This is a genomic window from Parablastomonas sp. CN1-191, assembly GCF_049354825.1.
In the GTDB taxonomy this organism is placed as follows: domain Bacteria; phylum Pseudomonadota; class Alphaproteobacteria; order Sphingomonadales; family Sphingomonadaceae; genus Novosphingobium.
Genome location: NZ_CP186480.1, coordinates 1,381,883 through 1,405,707, shown reverse-complemented (window position 1 = coordinate 1,405,707; position 23,825 = coordinate 1,381,883). Strand labels below are relative to the sequence as shown.

The following is a 23,825-nucleotide window of genomic DNA, read 5'->3' as shown; positions in this document are numbered from 1 at the left end:
GCACTATATGGCTTCCTGACGAACAACCGGGGAGCGGGTCAGAGCGCCTGTCGAAACGTCGACTGCGCCGGCCCCAGCAAGGCATAGCGATCTCATGGCATCACGCGCCGATAATCCTGCGAGCAATTTCAGCCTCGCCAACTTCTCCAAGGCGACCGAACTCAAGAATCGGATCTGGTTCACCATCAGTGCGCTGATCGTGTTCCGATTCCTGACCTTCGTGCCGCTGCCGGGCATCAACCCGGTCGCGCTGAAGCAGTTCATGGATCGCAACGCCGGCGGCATCCTCGATTTCTTCAACATGTTCTCGGGCGGTGCGATTTCGCACTACTCGCTGATCAGCCTGGGCGTGGTGCCCTACATCACCGCCTCGATCGTGGTGCAGCTGGCCGCCTCGCTTCATCCGTCGCTGGCGGCACTGAAGAAGGAAGGCGAAAGCGGGCGCAAGAAGCTCAACCAGTATTCGCGCTACGGCGCCGTGCTGCTCAGCCTGATGCAGGGCTTCGCCATTGTCCGCAATGCCGAAGCGCAAGGCTTCGCGATCGATCCGGGCACGCTGTTCTACGTCGCCGGGATTACCTCGCTCGTGGGCGGGACGATGTTCCTGCTGTGGCTGGGTGAGCAGATCACCAGCCGCGGCATCGGCAACGGTACGTCGCTGATCATCATGGCGGGCATCGTCGCACAGATGCCGACCTTCATCGCCAACCTCTTCGAAGGCGGGCGCAGCGGCTCCATCAGCGGGTTCTCGATCGCGGCGATCATCATCGTGCTGATCGCGATGATCCTGTTCATCTGCTTCATGGAACGCGCCACCCGGCGCCTGCTGATCCAGTATCCCAAGCGCACCAGCCAGCGCGGCGCGATGCAGGCCGATCGCAGCCACCTGCCGCTCAAGATCAACACCGCCGGTGTCATTCCGCCGATCTTCGCCAGCTCGCTGCTGCTGCTGCCGCTGACGATCACGCAATTCGCGGGCAGCTCGCTGTCGCCCGACAGCAAGATTGGCGGCGTGATGGTCACGCTCAACCAGTACCTGGCCCACGGCAAGCCGCTCTACATGGCGCTCTATGCGATGGGCATCGTGTTCTTCGCGTTCTTCTACACCGCGGTCGTCTTCAATCCGGAGGAAACCTCGGACAACCTGAAGCGCAATGGCGGGTTCATTCCCGGCATTCGCCCGGGCAAGAACACCGCGACTTACCTCGACTACGTTCTGACCCGCATCACCGTGATCGGCGCGGCCTACCTGACCGTCGTCTGCGTCGTGCCCGAATGGGTCATGGCCTCGACCGGGCAGCGGCTGATGTTCGCGGGCGGCACGTCGTTGCTGATCGTCGTCAACGTCACGGTCGACACGATCACGCAGATCCAGTCGCACTTGCTGGCGCACCAGTACGGTGATCTGATCAAGAAGGCGAAGTTGAAGGGACGTCTGCGCTAACGCAGTCCCGGGCTCAACGGCCGCCTGCGCTGATACCAAGGGGAAGCCGAGTGAACATCATCCTGTTGGGGCCGCCGGGGGCGGGCAAGGGCACCCAGGCCCAGCGCCTCGTCGATCGGCACGGGATGCGCCAGCTCTCGACCGGAGACATGCTGCGCGGGGCGATCAAGGCCGGTACGCCGGTCGGCCTCGAGGCGAAGGCCGTGATGGAACGTGGTGAGCTGGTCTCCGACGCGATCGTCTCGGCTCTGATCGGCGACGAGCTCGACGCGATGGGCCCGGATACGGGCGCGATCTTCGATGGCTACCCGCGCACCGCCGCACAGGCGGATTCGCTCGACGAGCTGCTGGCTGCACGCGGCCGCAAGCTTGATCACGTGATCGAGCTCGAGGTCGACGAGGACGCGCTGGTCGAGCGTATCGTCGGGCGCTTCACCTGCGCCACTTGCGGCAAGGGCTACCATGACCGGTTCGACCCACCCAAGGTCGAAGGCACCTGCGACAAGTGCGGCGGCCACGAATTCAAGCGCCGGCCCGACGACAACGAGGAAACGGTGCGCACCCGCATGGCCGAATACCGCGCCAAGACCGCGCCGATCCTGCCCGGCTACGAAGCGCGCGGCCTGGTTGCCCGGGTCGATGGAATGGCCGACATCGAAGCGGTCAGCGCCGCGATCGAGGCAATCGTAGCACCCTGAAGCAAGGGCTGCGGGCTGCGCCGAAGCCGGCGTGCGCCAAGTGGTTTTGACGGCGCCGTCGCGATCCGGTAAATGACTGGAGAGACGGGCTTCGACCCGCCCCGCGGCCGCGCAATTGCGCGTGTGCCCGCGTTGACAGCGCGCACGAATCGTCCTAAGCGCGCCTCTCATTCGACACCACGGGCATGTCCGGCAGGCATCCGCGCCATCGGCGGCGCGCGCCATCCGGGCTTTTTGCCGTTGATTCGGATGCAATCGCGATGAGATGGGGCGCCGGCTGTCCGGACCCTGTGGAGCATGGAGAAGTTAAGTGGCTCGTATTGCCGGGGTCAATATCCCCACCAACAAGCGCGTGATCGTTGCGCTCACCTACATTCACGGTATCGGCCCGAAGACGGCGAAGGACATCGCCGCCAAGATCGGGATCGACGAAAGCCGCCGCGTCCAGGACCTGACCGATCAGGAAGTCCTGCAGATCCGCGAGGCGATCGACGCCGACCATACCGTCGAGGGTGATCTTCGCCGCACCACCGCGATGAACATCAAGCGCCTCATGGACCTGGCCTGCTATCGCGGCCTGCGTCATCGCAAGGGCCTGCCGGTCCGCGGTCAGCGCACGCACACCAATGCGCGCACCCGCAAGGGCAAGGCCAAGCCGATCGCGGGCAAGAAGAAGTAATCTTCTCCGCCTTCCGGCTGCCGCCCCAGAGAGATCCGGCGCGCGGCTTCCTTCGAATTCAGGACTAGGACCGAAAAAATGGCACGCGAACCCCAGCGCATCAAGCGGCGCGAGCGCAAGAACATCACCAGCGGCGTGGCGCACGTCAACGCCAGCTTCAACAATACCATGGTCACGATCACCGATGCCCAGGGCAACGCGATCTCGTGGTCGTCCGCCGGCATGATGGGCTTCAAGGGCAGCCGCAAGTCGACGCCCTACGCCGCCCAGGTCGCCGCCGACGATGCCGGCCGCAAGGCTGCCGAGCACGGCGTCCGCACCCTCGAGGTCGAGGTCAAGGGCCCCGGCTCGGGCCGCGAAAGCGCGCTGCGCGCCCTTCAGGCGGTCGGCTTCACGATCACCTCGATCCGCGACGTTACCCCGATCCCGCATAACGGGGTCCGGCCTTCCAAGCGCCGCCGCGTCTGATCGAACCTGCGGGCGGCGTTTCGCCCGCGACCCATTCGGATCGGCCGCGGCTTGCATTTGCAGGCGCGGCCGTTCCTGCTGAAATTGAACCCTAGGGGAAGTCCATGACTGTCAACATCAAGAACTGGCAGGAACTGAAGAAGCCCAACAACCTGGAAATCAAGTCCGGGACCGACCCCAAGCGCCGCGCCACTTTCGTCGCCGAACCGCTCGAACGCGGCTTCGGTCTGACGCTCGGCAATGCGCTGCGCCGCGTGCTTCTGTCCTCGCTCCAGGGTGCGGCGATCACCTCGATCAAGATCGAGAACGTCCTGCACGAATTCTCGTCGCTTGCCGGCGTGCGCGAAGACGTTACCGACATCGTCCTGAACGTGAAGCAGATCGCCATCCGCATGCAGGGCGAAGGCCCGAAGCGGCTGCAACTGTCCGCGACCGGTCCGGCCGAAGTCAAGGCGGGCGACATCGCCGTCTCGGGTGACATCGAGGTCCTCAACAAGGACCTGGTGATCTGCCACCTGGACGAGGGTGCGACGCTGAACATGGAACTGACCGCCGACAGCGGCAAGGGCTACGTTCCGGCCGTTGGCAACCGCCCGGTCGACGCGCCGATCGGCCTGATCCCGATCGATTCGCTGTACTCGCCGGTCCGCCAGGTCTCGTACAAGGTCGACAATGCCCGCATCGGGCAGGAGCTCGACTTCGACAAGCTGAACCTGACCGTCGAGACAGACGGCACGGTCACCCCGGAAGACGCCGTGGCCTATGCCGCGCGCATCCTCCAGGACCAGCTGGCGCTGTTCGTCCACTTCGAGGACGCCGTGCCGATGGGCTCGTCGCCGATGATCGGCATGGCCGCTTCGGCCCCCGCCGACGAGGGCGACACCAACCAGCTCAACCGTTACCTGCTCAAGAAGGTGGACGAGCTTGAACTGTCGGTGCGTTCGGCCAATTGCCTCAAGAACGACAACATCATCTACATCGGCGACCTGGTCCAGAAGACCGAGGCCGAGATGCTCCGCACGCCGAACTTCGGCCGCAAGTCGCTCAACGAGATCAAGGAAGTCCTGAGCTCGATGGGCCTGCGCCTCGGCATGGACATCCCCGGCTGGCCGCCGGAGAACATCGAAGAGATGGCCAAGAAGCTCGAGCAGGAACTGCTCGGCTGACAAACGGCTGGGGCGGCCGCCGCAAGCGCCGCCGGCTACGGGCTACCTCGGACGGGCCCATAACGAACGAAGGAAAGAACCATGCGTCACAAGGTCGGACATCGTAAGCTCCAGCGCACCAGCTCGCACCGCGCGGCGCTGCTGCGCAACATGGCAGCCGCGCTGATCAAGCACGAGCAGATCACCACCACGCTGTCGAAGGCGCGCGAACTGCGTCCTTACACCGAAAAGCTGATCACGCTGGCCAAGCGCGGCGGCCTGTCGAACCGCCGCCTGGCCCACGCCCGCCTGCTGGACGACGCACAGCTGACGAAGCTGTTCGACACCCTGGCGGAACGCTACGCCGGGCGCGACGGCGGCTATACCCGCGTCATCAAGGCCGGCATCCGCGCCTCGGACGCCGCCCCGATCGCCGTGATCGAGCTGGTCGACCGTGACGTCGATGCCAAGGGCCAGGACTCCGGTCCCGTCATGGGCGCCGGCGAGGACGCCTACGAAGCCGCCTGATCGGTTTCGCGGACAGACACGAAAGGGCCGCGGGTGCAGATCGCACCCGCGGCCCTTTTCGTATCAGGCGGCCGACGTTTCGGGCGCCGGCGCGGCGTCCATCCGCACGGGCCACAGCGCCACGTCCGCCAGCGAGGTCGGCGCCGACGCCAGCCCGCTCGGCGGCCAGCCATCGGGCCGGCGGTACGTGCCGATAAGCACGTCGAAGACCGGAAACAGCGCCGCGAAATTGGTGTCGTAATGTTCGGGCAGCGAGGAGTGATGGCGGCGGTGATAGGCCGGCGAATTGACCAGCCACGACCAGGGCCCGAAATCGACCCTCAGGTTGGCGTGGACGAAATAGTGCCAGGTGCCGATCAGGCCGTAGGCGGCCAGGATCGCGGGCGTGGGCGTGACGATCATCGCGGGGACGGCCCACACGGTGACCTGCTTGACCAGCTGGTCGCCCCAGAAGTGGCGGTTCGCGGTCAGCGCGCACATGTCGGGATCGGAATGATGCAGGGCGTGCATCCGCCACAGCAGCGGCACCTTGTGCTGAGCGACATGGTAGGCGAACTCGCCCGCGTCGCGCAGGGCGACGAACACGATCAGCCCCAGCCAGAACGGCAGCGCCCCCGCGTCGAGCAGCACCGGACCGTGCCAGCCCTGGACCAGAGGCAGGACGGCAAAGCCGACCGCCAGCGACAGCGCCCACGCGGCCAGGTTGCGGACCGCCTCGCCGCTGCGGCGGCCGCGCCGCGTTTCCATTGCGGTCAGGATCGCCATCGCGGCCAGCGCGGGGCCGAAGAAGTGCAGCCAGTTCATGGGCGTCTGGCTAAGGCGGCAAGGTTAAGACGCTCTTTACGCGCGCCGAGGTGTTCAGGTTGCAAGCGGCCAACATGAACGGCTTCTGTCGTCCGAATTCAGCTTCGCCTCACGCTGCGATTCGTAAGAGTGCCGGGTAACCGGGCTATCGGGCCCGGCACTTGCGAAGGATCACTAGCCATGAGGACACCCTTTTCCTCTCTCGCCAAGGGCAGCCTCGCCACTCTCGCCGTCGGCGCGATGGCCTTGTCCGCTGCCACCCCGGCCGTTGCCCGCGATTACCGCAACGGCGGCATCAGCACCGGTGATGTCATCGCCGGCGCGCTGATCATCGGCGGCATCGCCGCGGCGGCTTCGGGCCGCAATGGCGGCTACGATTACGGCGATCGCTACGACAACCGCTATGGTGGCAATTACGGCTATCGCGGCGATCCGCGCGCCGCGGTCGAGCAGTGCGTTGGCGTCGCGCGCCAGCAGGCAAGCCGCTACGGCCGCGCCGAGGTCACCCGCATCACGCAGGTCAAGGACAAGGACCGCGGCTGGGAAGTGAAGGGCCAGATCACTGTCGGCGGCAATGGCTGGAACGGCCGCGGCTACGGTGGCCGCTACGACAACCGCTACGACAGCCGCTGGGGCAATCGCAGCGGTTACGCCGATAGCGGCAGCTTCAAGTGCCGCATCGATCGCGGCCGCGTCGTCGACCTCGACTTCAGCGGACTGCGCGGACTGTAAATGGACAAGGGCGGCCCGGGTAGATCCCGGGCCGCTTCCTGTCAGTCGTCGGCGCGGTAGGCCGGCAGCGCGAGTTGCCAGCGGATCGCGGCGCCGCGCAAGGCAAAGCCCGCAGCCGCCGCGATCACCCAGGCCGCGGCCATGGGAACGCCCAGCAGCGGCAGGACCGCGCAGAGCCCCGCGGCCAGCGCCGCCGCGGTCACGTAAAGTTCGGGCCGCATCAGGATCGACGGGCGGCCGGCCAGCACGTCGCGGATGATGCCGCCGACGCAGCCAGTAATCACTCCCATCAGCACTGCCGGGATCGGCGTCAGCCCATAGGCGACCGCCTTGGCAGTGCCCAGCACCGCGTAGCCGCCCAGGCCCGCGGCGTCCGCCCATTCCAGTCCCTTGCCGTCCCACCAGCGGTGCGGCGTGAACCACGCCAGCAGCGCCACCGCCAGGCATACCGGTGCCACCCAGGGGTCGCGTACCCAGAACACCGGCGCGCCGATCAGCAGGTCGCGCACCGATCCGCCGCCCACCCCGGTGATGAGCGCGAAGAACGCGCACGTGACGAAAGTCTGCCCCAGTCGCGCCGCGAGGAGCGCCCCGGTCAGCGCGAAGACCGCGGTGCCGAGCAGGTCGAGCCAGGGCGGCATGACCGGGATCACGCGCGCCGCCCGGTTGCCGTGCGCCGCCGCCGGAACAGCAGCGCCGCGCCCAGCAGCGCCATTGCCAACGCCAGCGTGCCGAACAGCCACAGGAACGCGTTGCTGCTGTCCTCGCGCGTTTGCAGGTCCATGATGTGCAGGCCCCAGGCAAGGTCGTAGGCGCGCCACCAGCGGGTGCGGACCGCCAGCACGGCACCGCTGTCGGCATCGATGTAGAGGTGCGCGCCATCGGCGAAGGTCGCCTGCCAACTGGGCCGTGACTGGCGCAGATCGCCCGGCGGGGCATCGCGGGGGAAACGGCGCAGCGCGCTCAACGCCGCGGTGCCGTTCCATGCTGCCGCCACCAGTTCGCGCGCCTCCGCCGCGCCAACCGGGCCGAGCGGGAGACCGTCGCGGGCGGAATAGCGGCCGGTGGCCCCGTCCGCATCGGTCACGATCCAGGTCGGTCGGCCGCGTTGATCGACCAGCGCCAGCTTCGTCGCGACAACCGGCTCGCGCGGGAGGACCAGACCGGACAGGGGCATCGGCACCGCCGCCCGCCGCAGCGCCTCGCCGCGTACCTCCTCGATCGGGCGGGCGGCCATGAACAGGCCGCTTCCCAGCCAGATCAGCAGCGGCACCGCCGCCAGCCAGCCCAGCCAGATGTGCCAGCGGGCCAGCTTGCGCATTGCCGCGCCGCTGCCCATTCAGGCGGTTTCCGAGGCCGGCTCGCCCGGCGGGACTTGCGCCGGGTCGCGGCGCAGGGCCACGCCGCCGATGCGGCGCTTGATCAGCCGGTCGGCGGGCTGTTCGTACAGCCGGTGGATCAGCCAGGCGACGACTTGCGCCGCCACGACCAGCAGCGCGAACAGCGCGACCGGGCCGATCGCGGGCCCGACGCCGCTGGCGGCGGCCAGCTTTTCCATCGCGATGACCACGAACGGGTGGCTGAGATAGAGTGCGTAGCTGGTCGCGCCGAGCAGGAGCAGGAACGGCGAACGGACCGCCCAGCCCATCCGTTCCAGCCAGGCTGCCGCCAGGATCACGAAAAAGGCCGGAATGCCGATGAATATGCCGCGTTCCTCGAACGAGGCGTAGGCGCCGTGGAACACCAGGTAGAGGCCGACCACGACGACGGCCAGCGCGAAGGGGCGCCAGGCCGGCCCTTGCGGCAGATGCGCGACGATCAGCCCGGCCAGCATCCCGAACACGAATTCCAGCGTAATGAGCCCGGTGTAGAACTGGAACACCGGCCCGCCGGTAAACAGTCGCCCGGCTGCGATCAGCACCATCAGGAAGGCGGTGACCGCACCGAAGCGCGCCCACGGCCGCTTCAGCACCATGGCCGCGGCGAACAGCACGTAAAACAGCATTTCGAAGTTAAGGGTCCAGCCCTGGAACAGCACCGGCTTGACCTGGCCGTTCGACTTTTCGAAGGCGATGAACAACAGCGACTTGGCCAGCTCGACCAGGTCGGGACGGGTGGCCTTGACCAGCGCCGGTGCCAGCAGCGCGATCAGGAAGACGCCCAGCGTCGCCGCCCAGTACAGCGGAACGATGCGGATCAGGCGCTTTTCCATGAACTGCCACGGTGTCAGCGACCTGTTCATCGTCGATACCATCATCACGAAACCGCTGATGACGAAGAACAAGTCGACGCCGTAGAGCCCGTGAACGTCGGGCCCCAGGACTTGCGGCGCGTTGGTGATGTGGACGATCACCACCATCAGCGCGGCGATCGCGCGGAGGACCTGGATGTTATTGAAAACGGTCAAATCGGCCCCCTTGCGCGGGCGGTTTGACAGAGATGCCAGGGCCTGTCCACGCCGCCCAAGCCGGGCGCCGGCGTGGACCGCGATCAGATGTGGATCGCCTTGCCGGTCACTGCCATCGCCGCTTCCTTGATCGCTTCCGAATGGGTTGGGTGGGCGTGGCAAGTATAGGCGATATCCTCGCTGGTGGCGCCAAATTCCATCGCCAGCGCGGCTTCGGCGATCATCGTGCCGGCGACGGTAGCGATGCACCACACGCCCAGCACGCGGTCGGTCTTGGCATCGGCGATGATCTTCACGAAACCGTCGGGTTCGTGGTTGGTCTTGGCGCGGCTGTTGGCCAGCATCGGGAACTTGCCGACCTTGATCGCGGCCTTGTCGCCGCCGGCCTGTTCGAGCGCTTGCTCCTCGGTCAGGCCGACGCCGGCGAATTCGGGCAGGGTATAGACCACGCCCGGGATCACCGCGTGATTGACGATGCCCGTCAGCCCGGCGATGTTCTCGGCCACGGCGATGCCTTCGTCCTCGGCCTTGTGCGCCAGCATCGGGCCCGGGATCACGTCGCCGATCGCCCACACGCCGCCCTCGTCAGTGGCGACCTTGGTGCGGAAATCGTGGTCGGTTTCGATCTGGCCGCGCTTGTTCACCTCCAGCCCGATCGCTTCGAGGCCCAGCCCGTCGGTGTTGGGCTTGCGCCCGATCGAGACGAGCACGCAGTCCGCTTCGAGCGTGGTTCGCGCGCCGCCGGCAGCCGGTTCGACTGAAACGCTGGCCGAAGCGCCGTTGACGGCGACGCCGGTCACCTTGGTGCCAAGCATCAGGGCCATGCCCTGCTTCTTGAAGATCTTGGCGGCCTCCTTTCGCACGTCCATGTCCATGCCCGGCAGCAGCTGGTCGAGGAATTCGACCACGGTGACCTCTGCGCCCAGGCGGCGCCAGACGCTGCCCAGTTCAAGCCCGATCACGCCGCCGCCGATCACGATCATCTTCTTGGGCACGGCTTGCAGTTCGAGCGCGCCGGTAGACGATACGACAACCTTCTCGTCGATCGTCACGCCCGGAAGCGGGGTGACCGACGAGCCGGTGGCGATCACGATGTTGCGTGCGGTGACCGTCTTGCCGGCAACGTCGACGCTGTGCGCGTCCTTGAACGTGGCGTGGCCCTTCAGCCAGTCGACCTTGTTCTTCTTGAACAGGAACGCGATGCCGCTGGTCAGCTGCTTGACCGCGTCGAGCCGCTGCGCGTGCATCGTCGGCAGGTCCAGCTCGGGCGTGACCTTGACGCCCATCTTGGCCATGGTGCCATTGGCGGCCGCGTCGAAGTATTCGGATGCGTGCAGCATCGCCTTCGACGGGATGCAGCCGACGTTGAGGCAGGTCCCGCCCAGTGTTTCGCGGCTTTCGACGCACGCCGTCTTGAGCCCGAGCTGGCCGGCGCGAATGGCGGCGACATAGCCGCCCGGGCCGGATCCGATGATCAGGACGTCGTAATCGTAGTCAGCCATGGTCTTGTCCTCAAAGGTCGATCAGCAGGCGGGTCGGGTTCTCGATCGCTTCCTTGATCGTCTTCAGCGCGGTCACCGCCTCGCGCCCGTCGATCAGGCGGTGGTCGTAGGACAGCGCCAGGTACATCATCGGGCGGATCACGATCTGGCCGTCGCGCACGACCGGGCGGTCTTCGATGCGGTGCAGGCCCAGCACCGCCGACTGCGGCGGATTGATGATCGGGGTGGACATCAGGCCGCCGAAAATGCCGCCGTTGGAAATCGTGAAGGTGCCGCCCTTCATGTCGTCCATCGTCAGCGCGCCGTCCTTGGCCTTCTTGCCCAGCGCGGCGATCGCCTTTTCGATTTCGGCGAAAGACAGCGCGTCGACGTTGCGGACCACGGGGACCACCAGGCCGTTGGGCGCGCTGACCGCGACGGACAGGTCGACGTAGGGGTGATAGACGATCTCCTCGCCGTCGATCTGGGCGTTGACCGCGGGGATGTCCTTCAGGGCCAGGCAGGCGGCCTTGGCAAAGAAGCTCATGAAGCCGAGCTTGACGCCGTGCTTCTTCTCGAAGGCTTCCTTGAACTGCTCGCGCGCGGCGATCACCGCGCTCATGTCGCAATCGTTGAAGGTGGTCAGCAGCGCGGCGGTGTCCTGCGCGCTTTTCAGGCGCTTGGCGATCGTCTGGCGCAGGCGCGTCATCCTGACGCGCTCCTCGCCGCGGTCGCCCGCAGGGGCGGCGGGGGCGGAGGCCGGCGCGGCGACGGCGGGCGCCGGCGCGGCCTTGGCCATTTCCTGCTTCGTCGCCGCGGCGGCGACGACGTCTTCCTTGGTCAGGCGGCCGTCCTTGCCGGTACCCTTGACCGTGGCGGGGTCGATCCCGTGTTCCAGCACGGCACGGCGCACCGCGGGGGACAGCGCGGCCGCGTCGGCGGCTGCCTCGGGCGCCTGGGCGGAAGCGGCGGCAGGATTGGCGGCCGGAGCCGGTGCCGCGGCCGGTGTGGCGGGGGCGGGGTCCTTGCGCTCGGCAACCGGTTCGGCGCCGGCGGCCGGGGTGCCGTCCTCGATCGTGGCGATCACCGCGTCGACGTTGACGTTGTCGCCCACCTTGGCGAGCTGCGCGCCCATCGTGCCCGCCACCGGCGAGGTCACCTCGATGGCGACCTTGTCGGTCTCGAGGCTGGCGATCGGCTCGTCGATGGCGACGGCGTCGCCCGGCTGCTTGAGCCATTCGCCGATGGTGGCTTCGGCAACGGATTCGCCCAGCGTGGGGACTTTGACTTCAGTGGACATGATGACTCCCGAGCTGGCCGGTTCAGGCCTTCTGCTTGCGGCGGATTTCGGACCGGACCGACAGCGCCAGCGCATCGGCAACCAGCGCGGTCTGTTCGGCGGCGTGGCGCTTGGCAAGGCCGGTCGCGGGCGAGGCGGCGGCGGTGCGGCCGGCATAGCGGGCCCGCGCGACACCGGCCTTTGCAGCGGCAAGCGCCTCTTCCACCATCGGCTCGACGAAGAACCAGGCACCGTTGTTCTTCGGCTCTTCCTGGCACCAGACCACGTCTTCCAGGTTCGGCATCTTCGACAGGCGCAGCGCCAGCGGTTCGCCGGGGAAGGGGTAGATCTGCTCGATCCGGATGATCTGCGTGTCGGTGACCCCGGCGCCGTCGCGCGCTTCCATCAGGTCGTAGGCAACCTTGCCCGAGCACAGCACGACGCGCTTCGTCTCGGCATCGGCGGCGCCGTTGCGGTCCGACAGGATCCGCTTGAAGTGCGCCTCGCCGACGAACTCCGACGCTTCGCTGCGGGCCAGCGGATGGCGCAGCAGGCTCTTGGGCGTCATGATGATCAGCGGCTTGCGGAACGGCCGGTGCATCTGCCGGCGCAGGACGTGGAAGTAATTGGCCGGGCTGGTGATGTTGCAGACCTGCATGTTGTCCTGCGCGCACAGCTGCAGGTACCGTTCCAGCCGCGCCGACGAATGCTCCGGCCCCTGGCCTTCGTAACCGTGCGGCAGAAGCAGCACCAGGCCGTTGGCGCGCAGCCACTTCGCTTCCGATGCGGCGATGTACTGGTCGATCACGATCTGCGCGCCGTTGGCGAAATCGCCGAACTGCGCTTCCCACAGCACCAGGCTTTTCGGCTCGGCACTGGCGTAGCCGTATTCAAAGCCCAGCACGCCGTATTCGCTGAGCGGGCTGTCGTGGACCTCGAACGTGCCGTGCGGAACGGTGGACAGCGGCACGTACTTGGCCTCGGTCGTCTGGTCGACCCAGACGGCGTGGCGCTGGCTGAACGTGCCGCGCCCCGAATCCTGGCCCGACAGGCGCACGCCGTACCCTTCGGACAGCAGGCTGCCGAATGCGAGCGCCTCGGCCGTCGCCCAGTCGAAACCGCTGCCGCCCTTGAACATCTCGCGCTTGGCGTCGAGCACGCGGCCCAGCGTCTTGTGGATCGTCACGCCGTCGGGAACCGTGGTCAGAGTACGGCCCAGGCTGTCGAACAGCTTCTGCTCGATGCCGGTGGAAACATTGCGGCGCGCGGTCTCCGGGTCGGCGGGGGCGTGCAGGCCGGTCCAGCGGCCGCCGAACCAGTCGGCAGCATTGGCCTTGTAGCTCTTGGAGGCTTCGAATTCCTCTTCCAGCGTGGCGGTGAACTGCGCTTCCAGTGTCGCGGCGTCGCCCTTGGCGATCACGCCCTGCTGTTCCAGCCGCGCGGCATAGAGCGCGCTGACGGCGGGATGCTGACGGATCTGCTGGTACATCAGCGGCTGGGTGAAACTGGGCTCGTCGCCCTCGTTATGGCCGAAGCGGCGATAGCACCACATGTCGATCACGATGTCGCGCCCGAACGTCTGGCGGTAATCGATCGCCAGCTTGCAGGCGAAGGTCACCGCCTCGGGATCGTCGCCGTTGACGTGGAGGATCGGCGCCATCACGCCCTTGGCCACGTCCGACGGGTACGGCGACCCGCGGCTGAACTGGGGGCTGGTGGTGAAGCCGATCTGGTTGTTGATGACGAAGTGGATGCAGCCGCCGGTGTTGTAGCCCTTCACGCCGGAAAAGCCGAAGCACTCCCAGACGATGCCCTGGCCCGCAAAGGCCGCGTCGCCGTGGATCAGCACCGGCAGGACCTGCTTGTGCTTGCCTTCGCCGATATCGTCGCGGACCGACTGGTTGGCGCGGGTCTTGCCCAGCACGACCGGGTCGACCGTCTCGAGGTGGCTGGGGTTGGGCACCAGGCTCATGTGAACCTTGATGCCGTCGAATTCGCGGTCGCCGCTGGTGCCGAGGTGATACTTGACGTCGCCCGACCCGCCGACGTCCTCGGGATTGGCGGTGCCGCCCGAGAATTCGTGGAAGATCACCTTGTAGGGCTTGGCCAGCACGTTCGCCAGCACGTTGAGCCGGCCGCGGTGCGCCATGCCGTAGACGATCTCGCGCACGCCCAGCTGGCCGCCGTACTTGATCACGGCTTCCAGCGCGGGAATCATCGATTCCCCGCCGTCGAGGCCGAACCGCTTGGTGCCGACGTACTTCTTGCCGAGGAACTTCTCGTACTGCTCACCGCGGATCACCGCGGCCAGGATCGCCTTCTTGCCGGTGGCGGTGAAGTCGATCGACTTGTCGCCGCCCTCGATCCGGTCCTGGATGAAGCGGCGTTCCTCGACATCGGCGATGTGCATGTATTCGAAGCCGACCTTGCCGCAGTAATTGGCCTTGAGGACGGCTTCGAGCTCGCGCACGGTTGCCCAGGTCATTCCGAATGCGCCGCCCAGGTAAACCTTGCGGTCCATCGCCGCGGTGTCGAAGCCGTGCCACGCGGCGGAAAGATCCGCGGGCAGCTCCTGCTTGGACAGCCCCAGCGGATCGAGATCGGCGGCCAGGTGCCCGCGCACCCGGTACGTGCGGATCAGCATCATCGCGCGGATCGAATCCATGCACGCCTGTTCCAGCGCCGCGCCGTCCAGGGCGGGCGCGCCGTCCTTCTTCGCCGCCGCCTTGACCGCGCCGGTCAGCGTCGTCGGGTCAAGCGCCTGGGTCAGGTCGTCCTCGGCGGCGCCGCCCACCGCGGGCCAGCCGGCGCGCTGCCAGCTTGGCCCCGGCTGCGGATCGTCGGGAAGGAAATCGTGCAGTTCGTTGCCCATCGTCAGGGCTCCTTATGACCTGGCGGTCGCGCTCCCGTCAGGAAGCGCGCAGCCGTCAGGCAAGTTCCTTGAGGACCGCGTCGAGCGTGGTGCCAAGCTCGCTGGGGGAGGCGGCAACACGGATGCCGGCCTCTTCCATCGCCGCGATCTTGCCTTCCGCGCCGCCTTCGCCGCCCGAAACGATCGCGCCGGCATGGCCCATGCGGCGGCCCGGCGGGGCGGTCAGCCCGGCGATGAAGCCGGCCATCGGCTTCTTGCGGCCGCGCCTGGCCTCGTCCTTGAGGAACTGGGCGGCTTCTTCCTCGGCCGATCCGCCGATCTCGCCGATCATGATGATCGACTTGGTCTCATCGTCGGCCAGGAACAGTTCGAGCATGTCGATGAAGTTCGTCCCGTTCACCGGGTCGCCGCCGATGCCCACCGCGGTGGTCTGGCCAAGGCCGATCTGGCTGGTCTGGAACACGGCTTCGTACGTCAGCGTGCCCGAACGGCTGACGACGCCGACGCTGCCCTTCTTGAAAATGGAGCCCGGCATGATGCCGATCTTGCATTCGTTGGGGGTCAGCACGCCGGGGCAGTTGGGTCCGATCAGGCGCGACTTCGAACCGGTCAGCGCGCGCTTGACGCGGACCATGTCCATTACCGGGATACCCTCGGTGATGCAGACGATCAGCTCGACCTGGGCGTCGATCGCCTCGAGGATGGAATCGGCGGCGAACGGCGGCGGCACGTAGATGCAGCTGGCGGTGGCGCCGGTCATCGCCTTGGCCTCGGCCACCGTGTCGTAGATCGGCAGGCCCAGCAGGCTTTCGCCGCCCTTGCCCGGCGTCACGCCCGCGACCATCTGCGTGCCGTAAGCCAGCGCCTGTTCGGTGTGGAACTTGCCGGTGTTGCCGGTCATCCCCTGGGTGATGACCTTGGTGTTCTTGTCGACGAGAATGCTCATCGGAATATCCTTCCTGATCCGGAAAAAGGGAAGCTCAGGCGAGCGAGCCGTCGAGGTTTCGGCAGGCGACCAGCAGTTCCTCGACCGCCTCGGTGGAGACCTTGAGATTGGCCTTTTCCTCGTCCGAGAGGGCGATCTCGACCACTTCCTCGATGCCGCCGGCGCCGATCACCGCGGGCACGCCGACGTACAGGCCGTTCAGACCGTACTTTCCGTCGACATGCGCGGCGACGGGCAGGATGCGCTTCTGGTCATAGAGATAGGCCTCGGCCATCGCGATGCCGCTGGTGGCCGGGGCGTAGAAGGCGCTGCCGGTCTTGAGCAGGCCGACGATCTCGCCGCCGCCGCCGCGGGTGCGCTTGACGATCTCGTCGAGCTTGGCGGCATCGACGCCCTTGATCTTGGCAAGGTCATGGACCGGGATGCCGCTGATCGTGGAATAGGACAGCACCGGGACCATCGTGTCGCCGTGGCCGCCCAGCACGAAGGCGTTCACGTCCTTGACCGAGACGCCGAACTCCCACGCCAGGAAGGTGGCGAAGCGTGCCGAATCCAGCACGCCGGCCATGCCGACGACCTTGTTGTGCGGCAGGCCGGAAAATTCGCGCAGCGCCCAGACCATCGCGTCGAGCGGGTTGGTGATGCAGATCACGAAGGCGTCGGGCGCATTGGCGGCGATGCCTTCGCCCACGGCCTTCATCACTTTCAGGTTGATGCCCAGCAGGTCATCGCGGCTCATGCCCGGCTTGCGGGCAACGCCGGCGGTGACGATGATCACGTCGGCCCCGGCAATGTCGGCATAGTCGTTGGTGCCGGTGATCTTCGCGTCGAAGCCTTCGACCGGGCCGCATTGCGACAGGTCGAGCGCCTTGCCCTGGGGCACGCCTTCCACCACGTCGAACAGGACGATATCGCCAAGGCCCTTTAGCGCGGCGAGGTGGGCGAGCGTGCCACCGATGTTGCCCGCGCCGATAAGCGCGATCTTGCGGCGCGCAGTCGCTGTAGCAGCCATAGTCCGTTCGTTCCTTCCCGAATTCGCGGGGGTCGGCGATCGGCTGGCCGGCAAAGTCCCGCGAACACGCAAGCGGCCAGCCCGGTGACGGCCCGCCCTAGGCCCACCACATGGCGATGGCAAGCGCGGAATCAAGCCATTTTGTGCGAATAGTTCGCATTAGCAACGCAGTATTTTCGAGAGGCTTCACCCGGCCGCACTGTCCGCTTGCCGCCCGCCGCGCCCCTTGTAGGTTCGGCCCATGAACGGGAACCGAATTGCGGGCATCGACCCTGCGAGCGTGGCCGACGCCGCCATCGTCGCCAAGTGGTTCGGCCGCCCCCCGCCGCACTTCCAGCGCTACGCGATCCGCCGCTACGGGCTCGACCGGCTGGCGGTTGCCGACGTCGGCTGCGCATACGGCAGCGCGCTGCAGCATTTCGGGCCAGGGTCGTACGGCGTCGAGCTGAACCCCGAAGCGGCCGCCTGGGCCCGCGCGCACGGCCTCGACGTCCACTGCGGCGACATGGAGCGGATCGCGGCCCCGGCGGTCGACGCGGTGTGGTGCTGCGACGTGTTCGAGCATGTCGACAGCCCGCACCTGTTCCTGCGCGCGATCGCGCGCATACTGCGCGCCGAGGGCCTCGCCTTCATTACGGTGCCGCTGATGAGCCCGCTGCGCCGGCTGGCGCCGCGCCAGAGGCACTTGCGCGGTTGGGCCGCCGCCGACCACGTCAATTTCTTCACCCCGGCCACGCTGCGGGCGACGATCGCTTATGCCGGCTTCGAGATTTCCGAGATGACGATGGGCAAGGGCCGCTTCCTCGACACGGTGGGGATGTGGGCGGCGCCCGAATGCGTCGTCGTGGCCCGAAAGATTGCCGGCTGGGACTATGCGCGCAAATCGTCGCGGTGCCTGACGCATGGGCGCAAGGCCATGCCGCTGCGCGATATCGGTTACGCCGATCCGCCGCCTGGCTGACGAAGCTCCGCCCGGCTTGCCGCAAATTGTCGCAGCCGCGCATCGGCGTTTGCGGCGCCGGCACGCCGGGTGTAGGCGCCCGCCGCGTGACGCCCGCCGTTTCCCCGCCCCAGTTCGCCGCCTACCGCGCCTCTGCCGAAGGGCGGCTAGGCGGATTGCTGTTCGCGGGCGCGATGGTGGCGCTGCTGCTGCTGATGCTGATCCGCATGGGCGCGTTCGGCGCCGATCCGCAGGTTCCGGGATCGCGGCTGGTGGCGGTCGATTTCGGGCATGACCAGCCGGCCGCCGCCGCTGCCAGCCATCGCACCGACGCGGCGCGACAGCCCGCCGCCGCCCCGCCGCAGCCGCGCGTGACGCCGCCCCGCGCCATCGTCGCGCTGCAGCCCAGGCCCGCCTTCGTCGCCGTATCGAGTGCCGACTTCGCCGCGTCCGACATCGGCAAGCTGGGCAAGACCGGCGGGGCCGCGGCAGGTTCGGGCAAGCCGGTCTACGGGCCGGGCGAGGGGCCCGGCGGCGAGCAGCTGTTCCCCGCCGAATGGGTGCGCGAGCCGAGCGATGCCGAGCTGGTCACCTACCTGCCCAAGCGCGGCGTGCCGGCCGGCGCCTGGGCGACGATCGCCTGCCAGACGATCGAGCATTTCCACGTCGAGAATTGCCAGCCCTTGTCCGAGGCACCGCTCGGCCTCGGCCTGTCGCGCGGGCTGCGCAACGCGGCGTGGCAGTTCCTGGTCCGCCCGCCGCGATCGGGGGCGCAATACCAGGTCGGCACCTGGGTCCGAATCCGCTTCGATTTCCGCAGGGTGAAGGACGACGGAAGCCTTGCGGGCAGCGCCGACGCCGGTTGACGCCGGTCAGCCCGCCGCCAGCTTGGGCATGCGGTCGCGTTCCTGGGACAGCAGCATCGTGGCGAGGTAATCGGGCACGGCGCGGCTGAAGTAATAGCCCTGGCCCAGCGTGCAGCCGGCGTCGCGCACCGCGGCGACCTGCTCGATCGTTTCGATGCCCTCGGCGACGATTTCCATGTCCAACGTCAGCGCCATTTCGGACACCGCGCGGATAATCGCGTCGCTGGTCTTGCCGGCGTTGATGCCCGACACGAAGCTGCGGTCGACCTTGATCTTGCCGAACTTGTACTTGGCCAGGTAGCCGAGCGAGGAATAGCCGGTGCCGAAATCGTCGAGCGCGAAGCGCACGCCGGCCTCGGCAAGCTCGGTCATGAAATCCTCGGTCTGCTTGGTCTGGTCGAGCAGGACCGTCTCGGTGATCTCCAGCTCAAGCCGCTCGGGCGGCAGGCGTGCTTCGCGCAGCGCGTTGAGGATGCCCAGCGCCGCGCCCGGCGCCTTGATCTGCACCGGCGAGAGGTTGACCGCGACGGTCACGTCCTCGGGCCAGCCGGCGGCGGCCTTGGCGGCCTGCGCGGTGATCCAGTTCCCCAGCGTGACGATGGCGCCGGTTTCCTCGGCCACGGGGATGAACTCGTCGGGGCGCAGCTCGCCCTTTTCGGGGTGGAACCAGCGCACCAGCGCCTCGAACGCGCGGATCTTGCCGGTGGCCAGGTCGACGATCGGCTGAAAGAAGATCGACAGCTCGTCGCGCTGCAGCGCCAGCCGCAGCTCGGCCTCGATCTCGCGCCGGCGCACCAGGTCGCGGGTCATGCTGGGATCGAAGAAGCTGACCTGCTTCCGGCCATTGACCTTGGCGTGGTAGAGCGCGACGTCGGCGCCCTTCATCAGCGTGTCGAGGTCGTCGCCATCGTCGGGCAGCATGGCGACCCCGATCGAGCAGCCGATCTCGATACGGTCCTCGTCGATGCGGAACGTGCGGCACACGTCGCCCAGCAGCGCCAGCGCCAGGTTCTCCACTTCGCGGCGGTCGCGCGCCTCGCACGCGATCACGAACTCGTCGCCGCCGAAGCGGCCGAGCACGCCCGAATTGGCCAGCCGCGCGCGCAGCCGCCGCGCCACTTCGGCCAGGATCTTGTCGCCGGTCTGGTGGCCGAGCGAATCGTTGATGTCCTTGAACCGGTCGAGGTCGAGCCAGAACAGCGCGAAACAGCCGCCCGGCTTGCGGCGCTCGAGATGCTCGGCGAGCGCGTGATCCAGGCCCGCGCGGTTGCACAGCCCGGTCACCACGTCGGTCCGGGCCAGGTGCTGCATGCGTTCGGCCAGGCGCGCACTGGTTTCGGCCGCCGCGACCGAGGACCGCAGCACGCGGAAGACGTTGATGGTGATCGACATCATCGCCGGCGCCAGCAGCGCCACCGACACCGCGAGCATCTTGAAGGCAGGCTCTGGCGATGTGCCGGCCACGATCACGATCGGGATGAAGGTCAGCAGCATCTGGCCGATCGCCAGCAACGGCCGACCGGCGTTGCGCGCCGCGATCCCGGTGGCATAGCCGACCGCGTTGGCCACCATCAGCACCTGCGCCGCGGGCAGGGAGTGGAAATGGATCGTCATCGCCGCGATCAGCCCGATCAGGAAGGCATAGGAAAACGCCCCCGCCTCGTAAGCGATTTCCAGTCGGCGGGGATTCTCGACCCCCAGCCGCGGCAGCATCGTGGACAGCGCCACGCGCGCGAACGCGACCACGCAAAGCAGCACCGTTGCGAACGTAATGGCGGGCTGCGAGGCATAGATCGCAACGACCGAGGTGGTCAGGATGCCCGCCGCCGCGCCCATCGCCAGGCTGGTGGGCTGGGTATAGAGGGTCTGCACCAGGGTCTGGCGGACCCGGTCGTCGATGGCATTGGTGCTCAAGAGCACCCGCAGAATGCGCCGCCAGCGGTGTATCGTCTTCGCTCCCCGTTCGTGCCCTTGCGTTCGCATGTAGGGAACAACGGTCACCGAATGGTTAATTTCGAGGTTACACCCGCTCTCGCGTGAAGGGGCTTTCGGCATCGTTGGCACCCGCGCTGCGCGCCGCCAGCATGTGCGCGGCGGTGCGGTCGAGCGTGCGGCTCACCCCCAGCCACCAGCGGTAGGTGTCGCTATCGCCGGCGAAGAACGCGCGCTCTGCCAGGTCGTGCGCGTGGGCGGCGGCTTCGGGACCGTGGACCAGGGCGTGGCGCCGCGCGGCGCGCTGCAGCGCATCGCTGGCAAACAGGTCGGACCCGTTGTCGTTGGCGGCGCGGGTGGCGACGCGGCGAGTCAGGCGGCGCCCGGCCAGCGCGCAATAGGCGGGGCGGGCGGCGGCGAAATGAAGGGGCATGATCGAATTTCCGGACTGCTTGGGGGGTGCCGCGTGGTAGCCGCGCGGCCGCTAAGGGTTCGTGCAGCGGCATGGTTGATTTGCGTTTACCTTCTCATCCGGGCTTGCCCGTGGTGCAGGTCGCCGCGCTTGCGCGGGAACGAGCGCGGCGCTAACGGCGCCGTCGACGTCATGGGTTGTCCGGTTTCTTGCAGAAGGGGCCGGGCCTAAGAGGGAAGGGGGCGAACATCCCCCGCTGCCCCCGCAACTGTGACCGGGGAGCAAGCGTCCCACAACGCCACTGGGCAACCGGGAAGGCGGGACGCGCGCAGCGATCCGGGAGCCAGGAGACCTGCCGATGACGGTCGTTCCCGCAGCCGGGCGGGGTGTACCGGGTGCAGCGTGGACGGGGCAATGGTGCCGCGTCTCCCGCATGGACGATAACGTCCTGCGTGGGAGCCGTCATGTCCAAGTACCTATTCCTGACCACTGCATCGCTCGCCCTGGCCGCCCCGGCCTGCGCCGCGCCCGCGCCCGGGCCCGGCGGCGATGACATCGTCGTTGCCGACCCGGTTCGTGCCGACATCATCACCGTCGTCGCCACCGGCAGCCAGACCCGGCTCGACTGGCTGGGCCAGCCGATAACCGTGATCGGCGCCGACGAGATCGCCCGGATCCAGGGTCCCGACCTGACTCGCGTGCTCGAACGCGCGCCCGGCGTGGCGATGGCGCGATCGGGCGGGCTGGGCAGCCAGACCGCGGTGCGCGTGCGCGGGGCCGAGGCCGAGCAATTGCTCGTGCTGATCGACGGGGTGCGCGTGAACGACGTGTCCTCACCGGGCGGCGCCTACGATTTCGGCACGCTGCTGGCGGGCGGCATCGAACGGATCGACCTGCTGCGCGGCTCCAACTCGGTGGTCTGGGGCAGCCAGGCCGTCGGCGGGGTGCTGGCGGTGACGAGCCGCGATCCCGCCGGGCTGGAAGCGCGCGCCGAATACGGCGCCGACCGCACGTTCGACGGCCAGGCCAGCGCCGGCATCGCGGGCGCGCGCGGCGCGCTGGCGCTGTCGGGCGGCTATACCCGCAGCGACGGGTTCTCGGCCGCGGCAGGCGGAACCGAACCCGACGGCTTTCGCCAGTGGCGCGGCGCCGCGCGCGGCCGCTTTGACCTCAACGGCAACCTCGCCCTCGTCGCCAGCGGCCGCTACGCCGACAGCCGCACCGACATCGATGGCTATCCGGCGCCCGCCTACAGGTTTGCCGACACGCCCGAGTACCAGGCAACCCGCGAGGCATCGGGCCGCGCCGGGCTGCGGCTGCGCAGTGACGCGCTCGACCTCGACGCCGGTTTCGGCCTGTCCGACACGCGGCGCGACTACTACGATCCGACCGTCGGCAGCGGCCCGCAATACGGTTATGTCGGCCGCAGCGAGCGTGCCGACCTGACCGGCCGTTACCGCTTTGCCGGCCCCGTCGCGGTCGACTTCGGCACCGATAGCGAGTGGACGCGGTTCCGCTCCACGTTCGATGCCGAGGCAAAGGCGCGGCTGTCCTCGGCCCACGCGCTGCTGGGCTATTACGGACCGGCGCTCAGCATCGCGGGCGGCGTGCGCCAGGACGATCACTCGCGCTTCGGCGGGGCAACCACGCTGGGCGCCAATGCCAGCTACGCACTGGGCGCAGGATGGCGGCTGAAAGGCAGCTGGGGCCAGGGCTTCAAGGCGCCGACGCTCTACCAGCTGTTCTCCGACTACGGGAACGAGGCGCTGACGCCCGAACGCAGCACCGGCTTCGACGGCGGGATCGAACGCGGCGATCGCAACGGGGCGCTGCATGTCGCGCTCACCGGCTTTCGCCGCGACACCCGCGACCAGATCGGCTTCGCGTCGTGCTTCGGCGTCACCGGCGGGCTCTGCGCCTCGCGTCCGTTCGGCTATTACGCCAACCTGGGCCGGACCCGCGCCGAGGGCGTGGAACTGGAACTCGGCGCGTCGCCGACCCCGCGCCTGCACGCGCAGGCCGCCTATACCTACCTGCACGCGTTCGACCGCGACACCCGCCTGGATCTGGCACGCCGGCCGCGCCATACGCTGTTCGCCGGGCTGGACTGGGCCACGCCGCTCGGCGTGGCGCTGGGCGCCGACGCGCGGCTGGTGGGCGACAGCTTCGACGACGCCGGCCACTTTACCGCGCTTGACGGGTTCGCGACGCTGACGCTGCGCGCCAGCCTGCCGCTGGGCGACCGACTGGAGGTCTATGGCCGGGTGGAGAACGTGACCGATGCACGGGCGCAGACCGTCGCCGGCTATGGCTGGCAGGGGCGGGCGGCGTACGGCGGGGTCCGGCTGCGGCTGTGACGCGCGCCGCGGTCCTTGGCGCTCTGGCGCTGGCGGGGTGCTCGGCCCCGCTTCCGCCGCCGCGTGCGGACGCCCTGCCGCGCATCGCCAGCACCAACCCCTGCAGCGATGCGATCCTGGCCGAAGTGACCGCGCCGGGGCAGCTCGTGGCGGTGTCGCGCTATAGCCGCGACCCGTCGCAAAGCTCGATGGATGTCGCACTGGCGCGGCGGCTGGCGGTGGCCGACGGGACCGAGACGGTGGCCGCGGCACGCCCCGACCTGGTGATCGGCAGCCCGTTCGACGGCGCCGCGGCGCGCGGCGCCTATGCGCGCATGGGCATCGCTTACGAAGGAGTCGGCATCGCCGCGACCGTGGCGGACAGCATCGCGCAAGTCCGCCGCCTGGCTTCGCTGGCGCACCAGCCCGCGCGCGGCGAGGCGCTGGTGGCGCGGATCGAAGCCGCGGTGGCCGCGCCAACGCCCCCTCCCGTCACCGCGATCGTGTGGCAGGGCGGCGGGCTGGTGGCTGGCGATGGCACGCTGGTGGCCGACCTGATGCGGCGCAGCGGCTTTGCCAACGCAGTCGCCGCGCGCGGGCTGGGCCAGGGCAGCGTGCTGGGGCTTGAGCGGCTCGTCGCCGATCCGCCGCAGGTCATATTCGTGGCCGGCGGCGCGCGCGGGCGCGGATGGGCTTTGGGCGACCGGATGCTGGCGCACCCGGTGCTGGCGCACTTGCGCGGCACCCGCCGGATCGCGCTCGACCCGGCGCTGCTGTGGTGCGGCGGACCGACCATTCCGCGCCTTGCCGAGGCGCTGCGCGCGGCGCGGAGCAGCCTGTGAGC

22 protein-coding genes and 1 riboswitch are annotated in these 23,825 nt (G+C 68.3%); of the genes, 11 read left to right on the top strand and 11 right to left on the bottom strand.

Annotated elements, in window-relative coordinates; all coding sequences use genetic code 11:
* Positions 1-94: 94 nt before the first annotated feature.
* The 6 genes from secY to rplQ all read left to right on the top strand — a co-directional run bounded on the left by secY (position 95) and on the right by rplQ (position 4,962).
* Complete coding sequence (gene secY, locus ACOYW6_RS06965; RefSeq protein ID WP_423140606.1) at positions 95-1,444, top strand: preprotein translocase subunit SecY; 1,350 nt, start codon at positions 95-97, stop codon at positions 1,442-1,444.
* 50 nt (positions 1,445-1,494) lie between these two features.
* Entirely contained in the window at positions 1,495-2,142 is a 648-nt protein-coding gene (locus tag ACOYW6_RS06960; RefSeq protein WP_423140605.1) for an adenylate kinase, read from the top strand.
* 310 nt (positions 2,143-2,452) lie between these two features.
* Positions 2,453-2,821: a 30S ribosomal protein S13 gene (gene rpsM / locus ACOYW6_RS06955; protein ID WP_423140604.1), complete on the top strand. Its 369-nt coding sequence runs from the start codon at positions 2,453-2,455 to the stop codon at positions 2,819-2,821.
* A gap of 78 nt (positions 2,822-2,899) precedes the next feature.
* Entirely contained in the window at positions 2,900-3,289 is a 390-nt protein-coding gene (gene rpsK / locus ACOYW6_RS06950; RefSeq protein ID WP_423140603.1) for a 30S ribosomal protein S11, read from the top strand.
* 104 nt (positions 3,290-3,393) lie between these two features.
* On the top strand, positions 3,394-4,455 hold the full coding sequence (locus tag ACOYW6_RS06945) for a DNA-directed RNA polymerase subunit alpha (RefSeq protein WP_423140602.1): 1,062 nt from the start codon (positions 3,394-3,396) through the stop codon (positions 4,453-4,455).
* Positions 4,456-4,536: 81 nt separating this feature from the next.
* A complete protein-coding gene (gene rplQ / locus ACOYW6_RS06940) occupies positions 4,537-4,962 on the top strand; it encodes a 50S ribosomal protein L17 (RefSeq protein ID WP_423140601.1) in 426 nt (141 codons plus the stop codon).
* A 63-nt stretch (positions 4,963-5,025) separates the two neighbouring features.
* On the opposite strand, the gene ACOYW6_RS06935 is transcribed toward rplQ, so the two are convergent.
* Positions 5,026-5,766, bottom strand: a complete 741-nt coding sequence (locus tag ACOYW6_RS06935; RefSeq protein ID WP_423140600.1) for a sterol desaturase family protein — start codon at positions 5,764-5,766, stop codon at positions 5,026-5,028.
* A 180-nt stretch (positions 5,767-5,946) separates the two neighbouring features.
* On the opposite strand from ACOYW6_RS06935, the gene ACOYW6_RS06930 reads away from it, so the two are divergent.
* On the top strand, positions 5,947-6,498 hold the full coding sequence (locus ACOYW6_RS06930) for a hypothetical protein (RefSeq protein ID WP_423140599.1): 552 nt from the start codon (positions 5,947-5,949) through the stop codon (positions 6,496-6,498).
* A gap of 41 nt (positions 6,499-6,539) precedes the next feature.
* Here ACOYW6_RS06930 and ACOYW6_RS06925 read toward each other — a convergent pair whose 3' ends face one another.
* The 8 genes from ACOYW6_RS06925 to mdh form a co-directional block, all read right to left on the bottom strand.
* Positions 6,540-7,139 carry a trimeric intracellular cation channel family protein gene (locus ACOYW6_RS06925; protein WP_423143086.1) on the bottom strand — a complete coding sequence of 200 codons (600 nt, stop codon included), beginning with the start codon at positions 7,137-7,139 and terminating at the stop codon, positions 6,540-6,542.
* 8 nt (positions 7,140-7,147) lie between these two features.
* On the bottom strand, positions 7,148-7,819 hold the full coding sequence (locus ACOYW6_RS06920) for a hypothetical protein (RefSeq protein WP_423140598.1): 672 nt from the start codon (positions 7,817-7,819) through the stop codon (positions 7,148-7,150).
* Between the two features lie 18 nt (positions 7,820-7,837).
* Complete coding sequence (locus tag ACOYW6_RS06915) at positions 7,838-8,905, bottom strand: acyltransferase family protein (RefSeq protein ID WP_423140597.1); 1,068 nt, start codon at positions 8,903-8,905, stop codon at positions 7,838-7,840.
* An 83-nt stretch (positions 8,906-8,988) separates the two neighbouring features.
* On the bottom strand, positions 8,989-10,407 hold the full coding sequence (gene lpdA, locus ACOYW6_RS06910) for a dihydrolipoyl dehydrogenase (protein ID WP_423140596.1): 1,419 nt from the start codon (positions 10,405-10,407) through the stop codon (positions 8,989-8,991).
* 10 nt (positions 10,408-10,417) lie between these two features.
* Positions 10,418-11,686 carry a 2-oxoglutarate dehydrogenase complex dihydrolipoyllysine-residue succinyltransferase gene (odhB, locus tag ACOYW6_RS06905; RefSeq protein ID WP_423140595.1) on the bottom strand — a complete coding sequence of 423 codons (1,269 nt, stop codon included), beginning with the start codon at positions 11,684-11,686 and terminating at the stop codon, positions 10,418-10,420.
* A gap of 22 nt (positions 11,687-11,708) precedes the next feature.
* Positions 11,709-14,537 (bottom strand): 2-oxoglutarate dehydrogenase E1 component, encoded by a 2,829-nt coding sequence (locus tag ACOYW6_RS06900; protein WP_423140594.1) that lies wholly within the window; start codon positions 14,535-14,537, stop codon positions 11,709-11,711.
* A 55-nt stretch (positions 14,538-14,592) separates the two neighbouring features.
* Positions 14,593-15,483 carry a succinate--CoA ligase subunit alpha gene (gene sucD, locus ACOYW6_RS06895; RefSeq protein WP_423140593.1) on the bottom strand — a complete coding sequence of 297 codons (891 nt, stop codon included), beginning with the start codon at positions 15,481-15,483 and terminating at the stop codon, positions 14,593-14,595.
* 34 nt (positions 15,484-15,517) lie between these two features.
* Positions 15,518-16,495 carry a malate dehydrogenase gene (gene mdh, locus ACOYW6_RS06890; RefSeq protein ID WP_423140592.1) on the bottom strand — a complete coding sequence of 326 codons (978 nt, stop codon included), beginning with the start codon at positions 16,493-16,495 and terminating at the stop codon, positions 15,518-15,520.
* 241 nt (positions 16,496-16,736) lie between these two features.
* Between mdh and ACOYW6_RS06885 the strand changes: the two genes are divergently transcribed.
* Both ACOYW6_RS06885 and ACOYW6_RS06880 read left to right on the top strand, forming a co-directional pair.
* Positions 16,737-17,456 (top strand): class I SAM-dependent methyltransferase, encoded by a 720-nt coding sequence (locus ACOYW6_RS06885; protein WP_423140591.1) that lies wholly within the window; start codon positions 16,737-16,739, stop codon positions 17,454-17,456.
* A gap of 86 nt (positions 17,457-17,542) precedes the next feature.
* Positions 17,543-18,301: a hypothetical protein gene (locus ACOYW6_RS06880; RefSeq protein ID WP_423140590.1), complete on the top strand. Its 759-nt coding sequence runs from the start codon at positions 17,543-17,545 to the stop codon at positions 18,299-18,301.
* A gap of 6 nt (positions 18,302-18,307) precedes the next feature.
* Here ACOYW6_RS06880 and ACOYW6_RS06875 read toward each other — a convergent pair whose 3' ends face one another.
* Both ACOYW6_RS06875 and ACOYW6_RS06870 read right to left on the bottom strand, forming a co-directional pair.
* Complete coding sequence (locus tag ACOYW6_RS06875) at positions 18,308-20,221, bottom strand: putative bifunctional diguanylate cyclase/phosphodiesterase (protein ID WP_423140589.1); 1,914 nt, start codon at positions 20,219-20,221, stop codon at positions 18,308-18,310.
* Positions 20,222-20,321: 100 nt separating this feature from the next.
* Entirely contained in the window at positions 20,322-20,666 is a 345-nt protein-coding gene (locus ACOYW6_RS06870) for a hypothetical protein (protein WP_423140588.1), read from the bottom strand.
* 161 nt (positions 20,667-20,827) lie between these two features.
* Positions 20,828-21,019: riboswitch (cobalamin riboswitch) on the top strand.
* A gap of 90 nt (positions 21,020-21,109) precedes the next feature.
* On the opposite strand from ACOYW6_RS06870, the gene ACOYW6_RS06865 reads away from it, so the two are divergent.
* Together ACOYW6_RS06865 and ACOYW6_RS06860 are read left to right on the top strand one after the other, a co-directional pair.
* The gene (locus ACOYW6_RS06865) at positions 21,110-23,002 is read left to right on the top strand and encodes a TonB-dependent receptor plug domain-containing protein (protein ID WP_423140587.1); all 1,893 of its coding nucleotides are present in this window, start codon (positions 21,110-21,112) and stop codon (positions 23,000-23,002) included.
* Positions 22,999-23,823 (top strand): ABC transporter substrate-binding protein, encoded by an 825-nt coding sequence (locus ACOYW6_RS06860; protein WP_423140586.1) that lies wholly within the window; start codon positions 22,999-23,001, stop codon positions 23,821-23,823. The genes ACOYW6_RS06865 and ACOYW6_RS06860 overlap by 4 nt, the downstream gene beginning before the upstream one ends.
* Positions 23,824-23,825 lie beyond the last annotated feature (2 nt).

Coding starts and splice junctions, on each gene's coding strand:
- secY (WP_423140606.1), top strand. CDS start 95: ATGGCATCACGCGCCGATAATCCTGCGAGCAATTTCAGCCTCGCCAAC.
- rpsK (WP_423140603.1), top strand. CDS start 2,900: ATGGCACGCGAACCCCAGCGCATCAAGCGGCGCGAGCGCAAGAACATC.
- ACOYW6_RS06945 (WP_423140602.1), top strand. CDS start 3,394: ATGACTGTCAACATCAAGAACTGGCAGGAACTGAAGAAGCCCAACAAC.
- rplQ (WP_423140601.1), top strand. CDS start 4,537: ATGCGTCACAAGGTCGGACATCGTAAGCTCCAGCGCACCAGCTCGCAC.
- ACOYW6_RS06935 (WP_423140600.1), bottom strand. CDS start 5,766: ATGAACTGGCTGCACTTCTTCGGCCCCGCGCTGGCCGCGATGGCGATC.
- ACOYW6_RS06930 (WP_423140599.1), top strand. CDS start 5,947: ATGAGGACACCCTTTTCCTCTCTCGCCAAGGGCAGCCTCGCCACTCTC.
- ACOYW6_RS06925 (WP_423143086.1), bottom strand. CDS start 7,139: ATGCCGCCCTGGCTCGACCTGCTCGGCACCGCGGTCTTCGCGCTGACC.
- ACOYW6_RS06920 (WP_423140598.1), bottom strand. CDS start 7,819: ATGCGCAAGCTGGCCCGCTGGCACATCTGGCTGGGCTGGCTGGCGGCG.
- lpdA (WP_423140596.1), bottom strand. CDS start 10,407: ATGGCTGACTACGATTACGACGTCCTGATCATCGGATCCGGCCCGGGC.
- odhB (WP_423140595.1), bottom strand. CDS start 11,686: ATGTCCACTGAAGTCAAAGTCCCCACGCTGGGCGAATCCGTTGCCGAA.
- ACOYW6_RS06900 (WP_423140594.1), bottom strand. CDS start 14,537: ATGGGCAACGAACTGCACGATTTCCTTCCCGACGATCCGCAGCCGGGG.
- sucD (WP_423140593.1), bottom strand. CDS start 15,483: ATGAGCATTCTCGTCGACAAGAACACCAAGGTCATCACCCAGGGGATG.
- mdh (WP_423140592.1), bottom strand. CDS start 16,495: ATGGCTGCTACAGCGACTGCGCGCCGCAAGATCGCGCTTATCGGCGCG.
- ACOYW6_RS06885 (WP_423140591.1), top strand. CDS start 16,737: ATGAACGGGAACCGAATTGCGGGCATCGACCCTGCGAGCGTGGCCGAC.
- ACOYW6_RS06870 (WP_423140588.1), bottom strand. CDS start 20,666: ATGCCCCTTCATTTCGCCGCCGCCCGCCCCGCCTATTGCGCGCTGGCC.
- ACOYW6_RS06865 (WP_423140587.1), top strand. CDS start 21,110: ATGTCCAAGTACCTATTCCTGACCACTGCATCGCTCGCCCTGGCCGCC.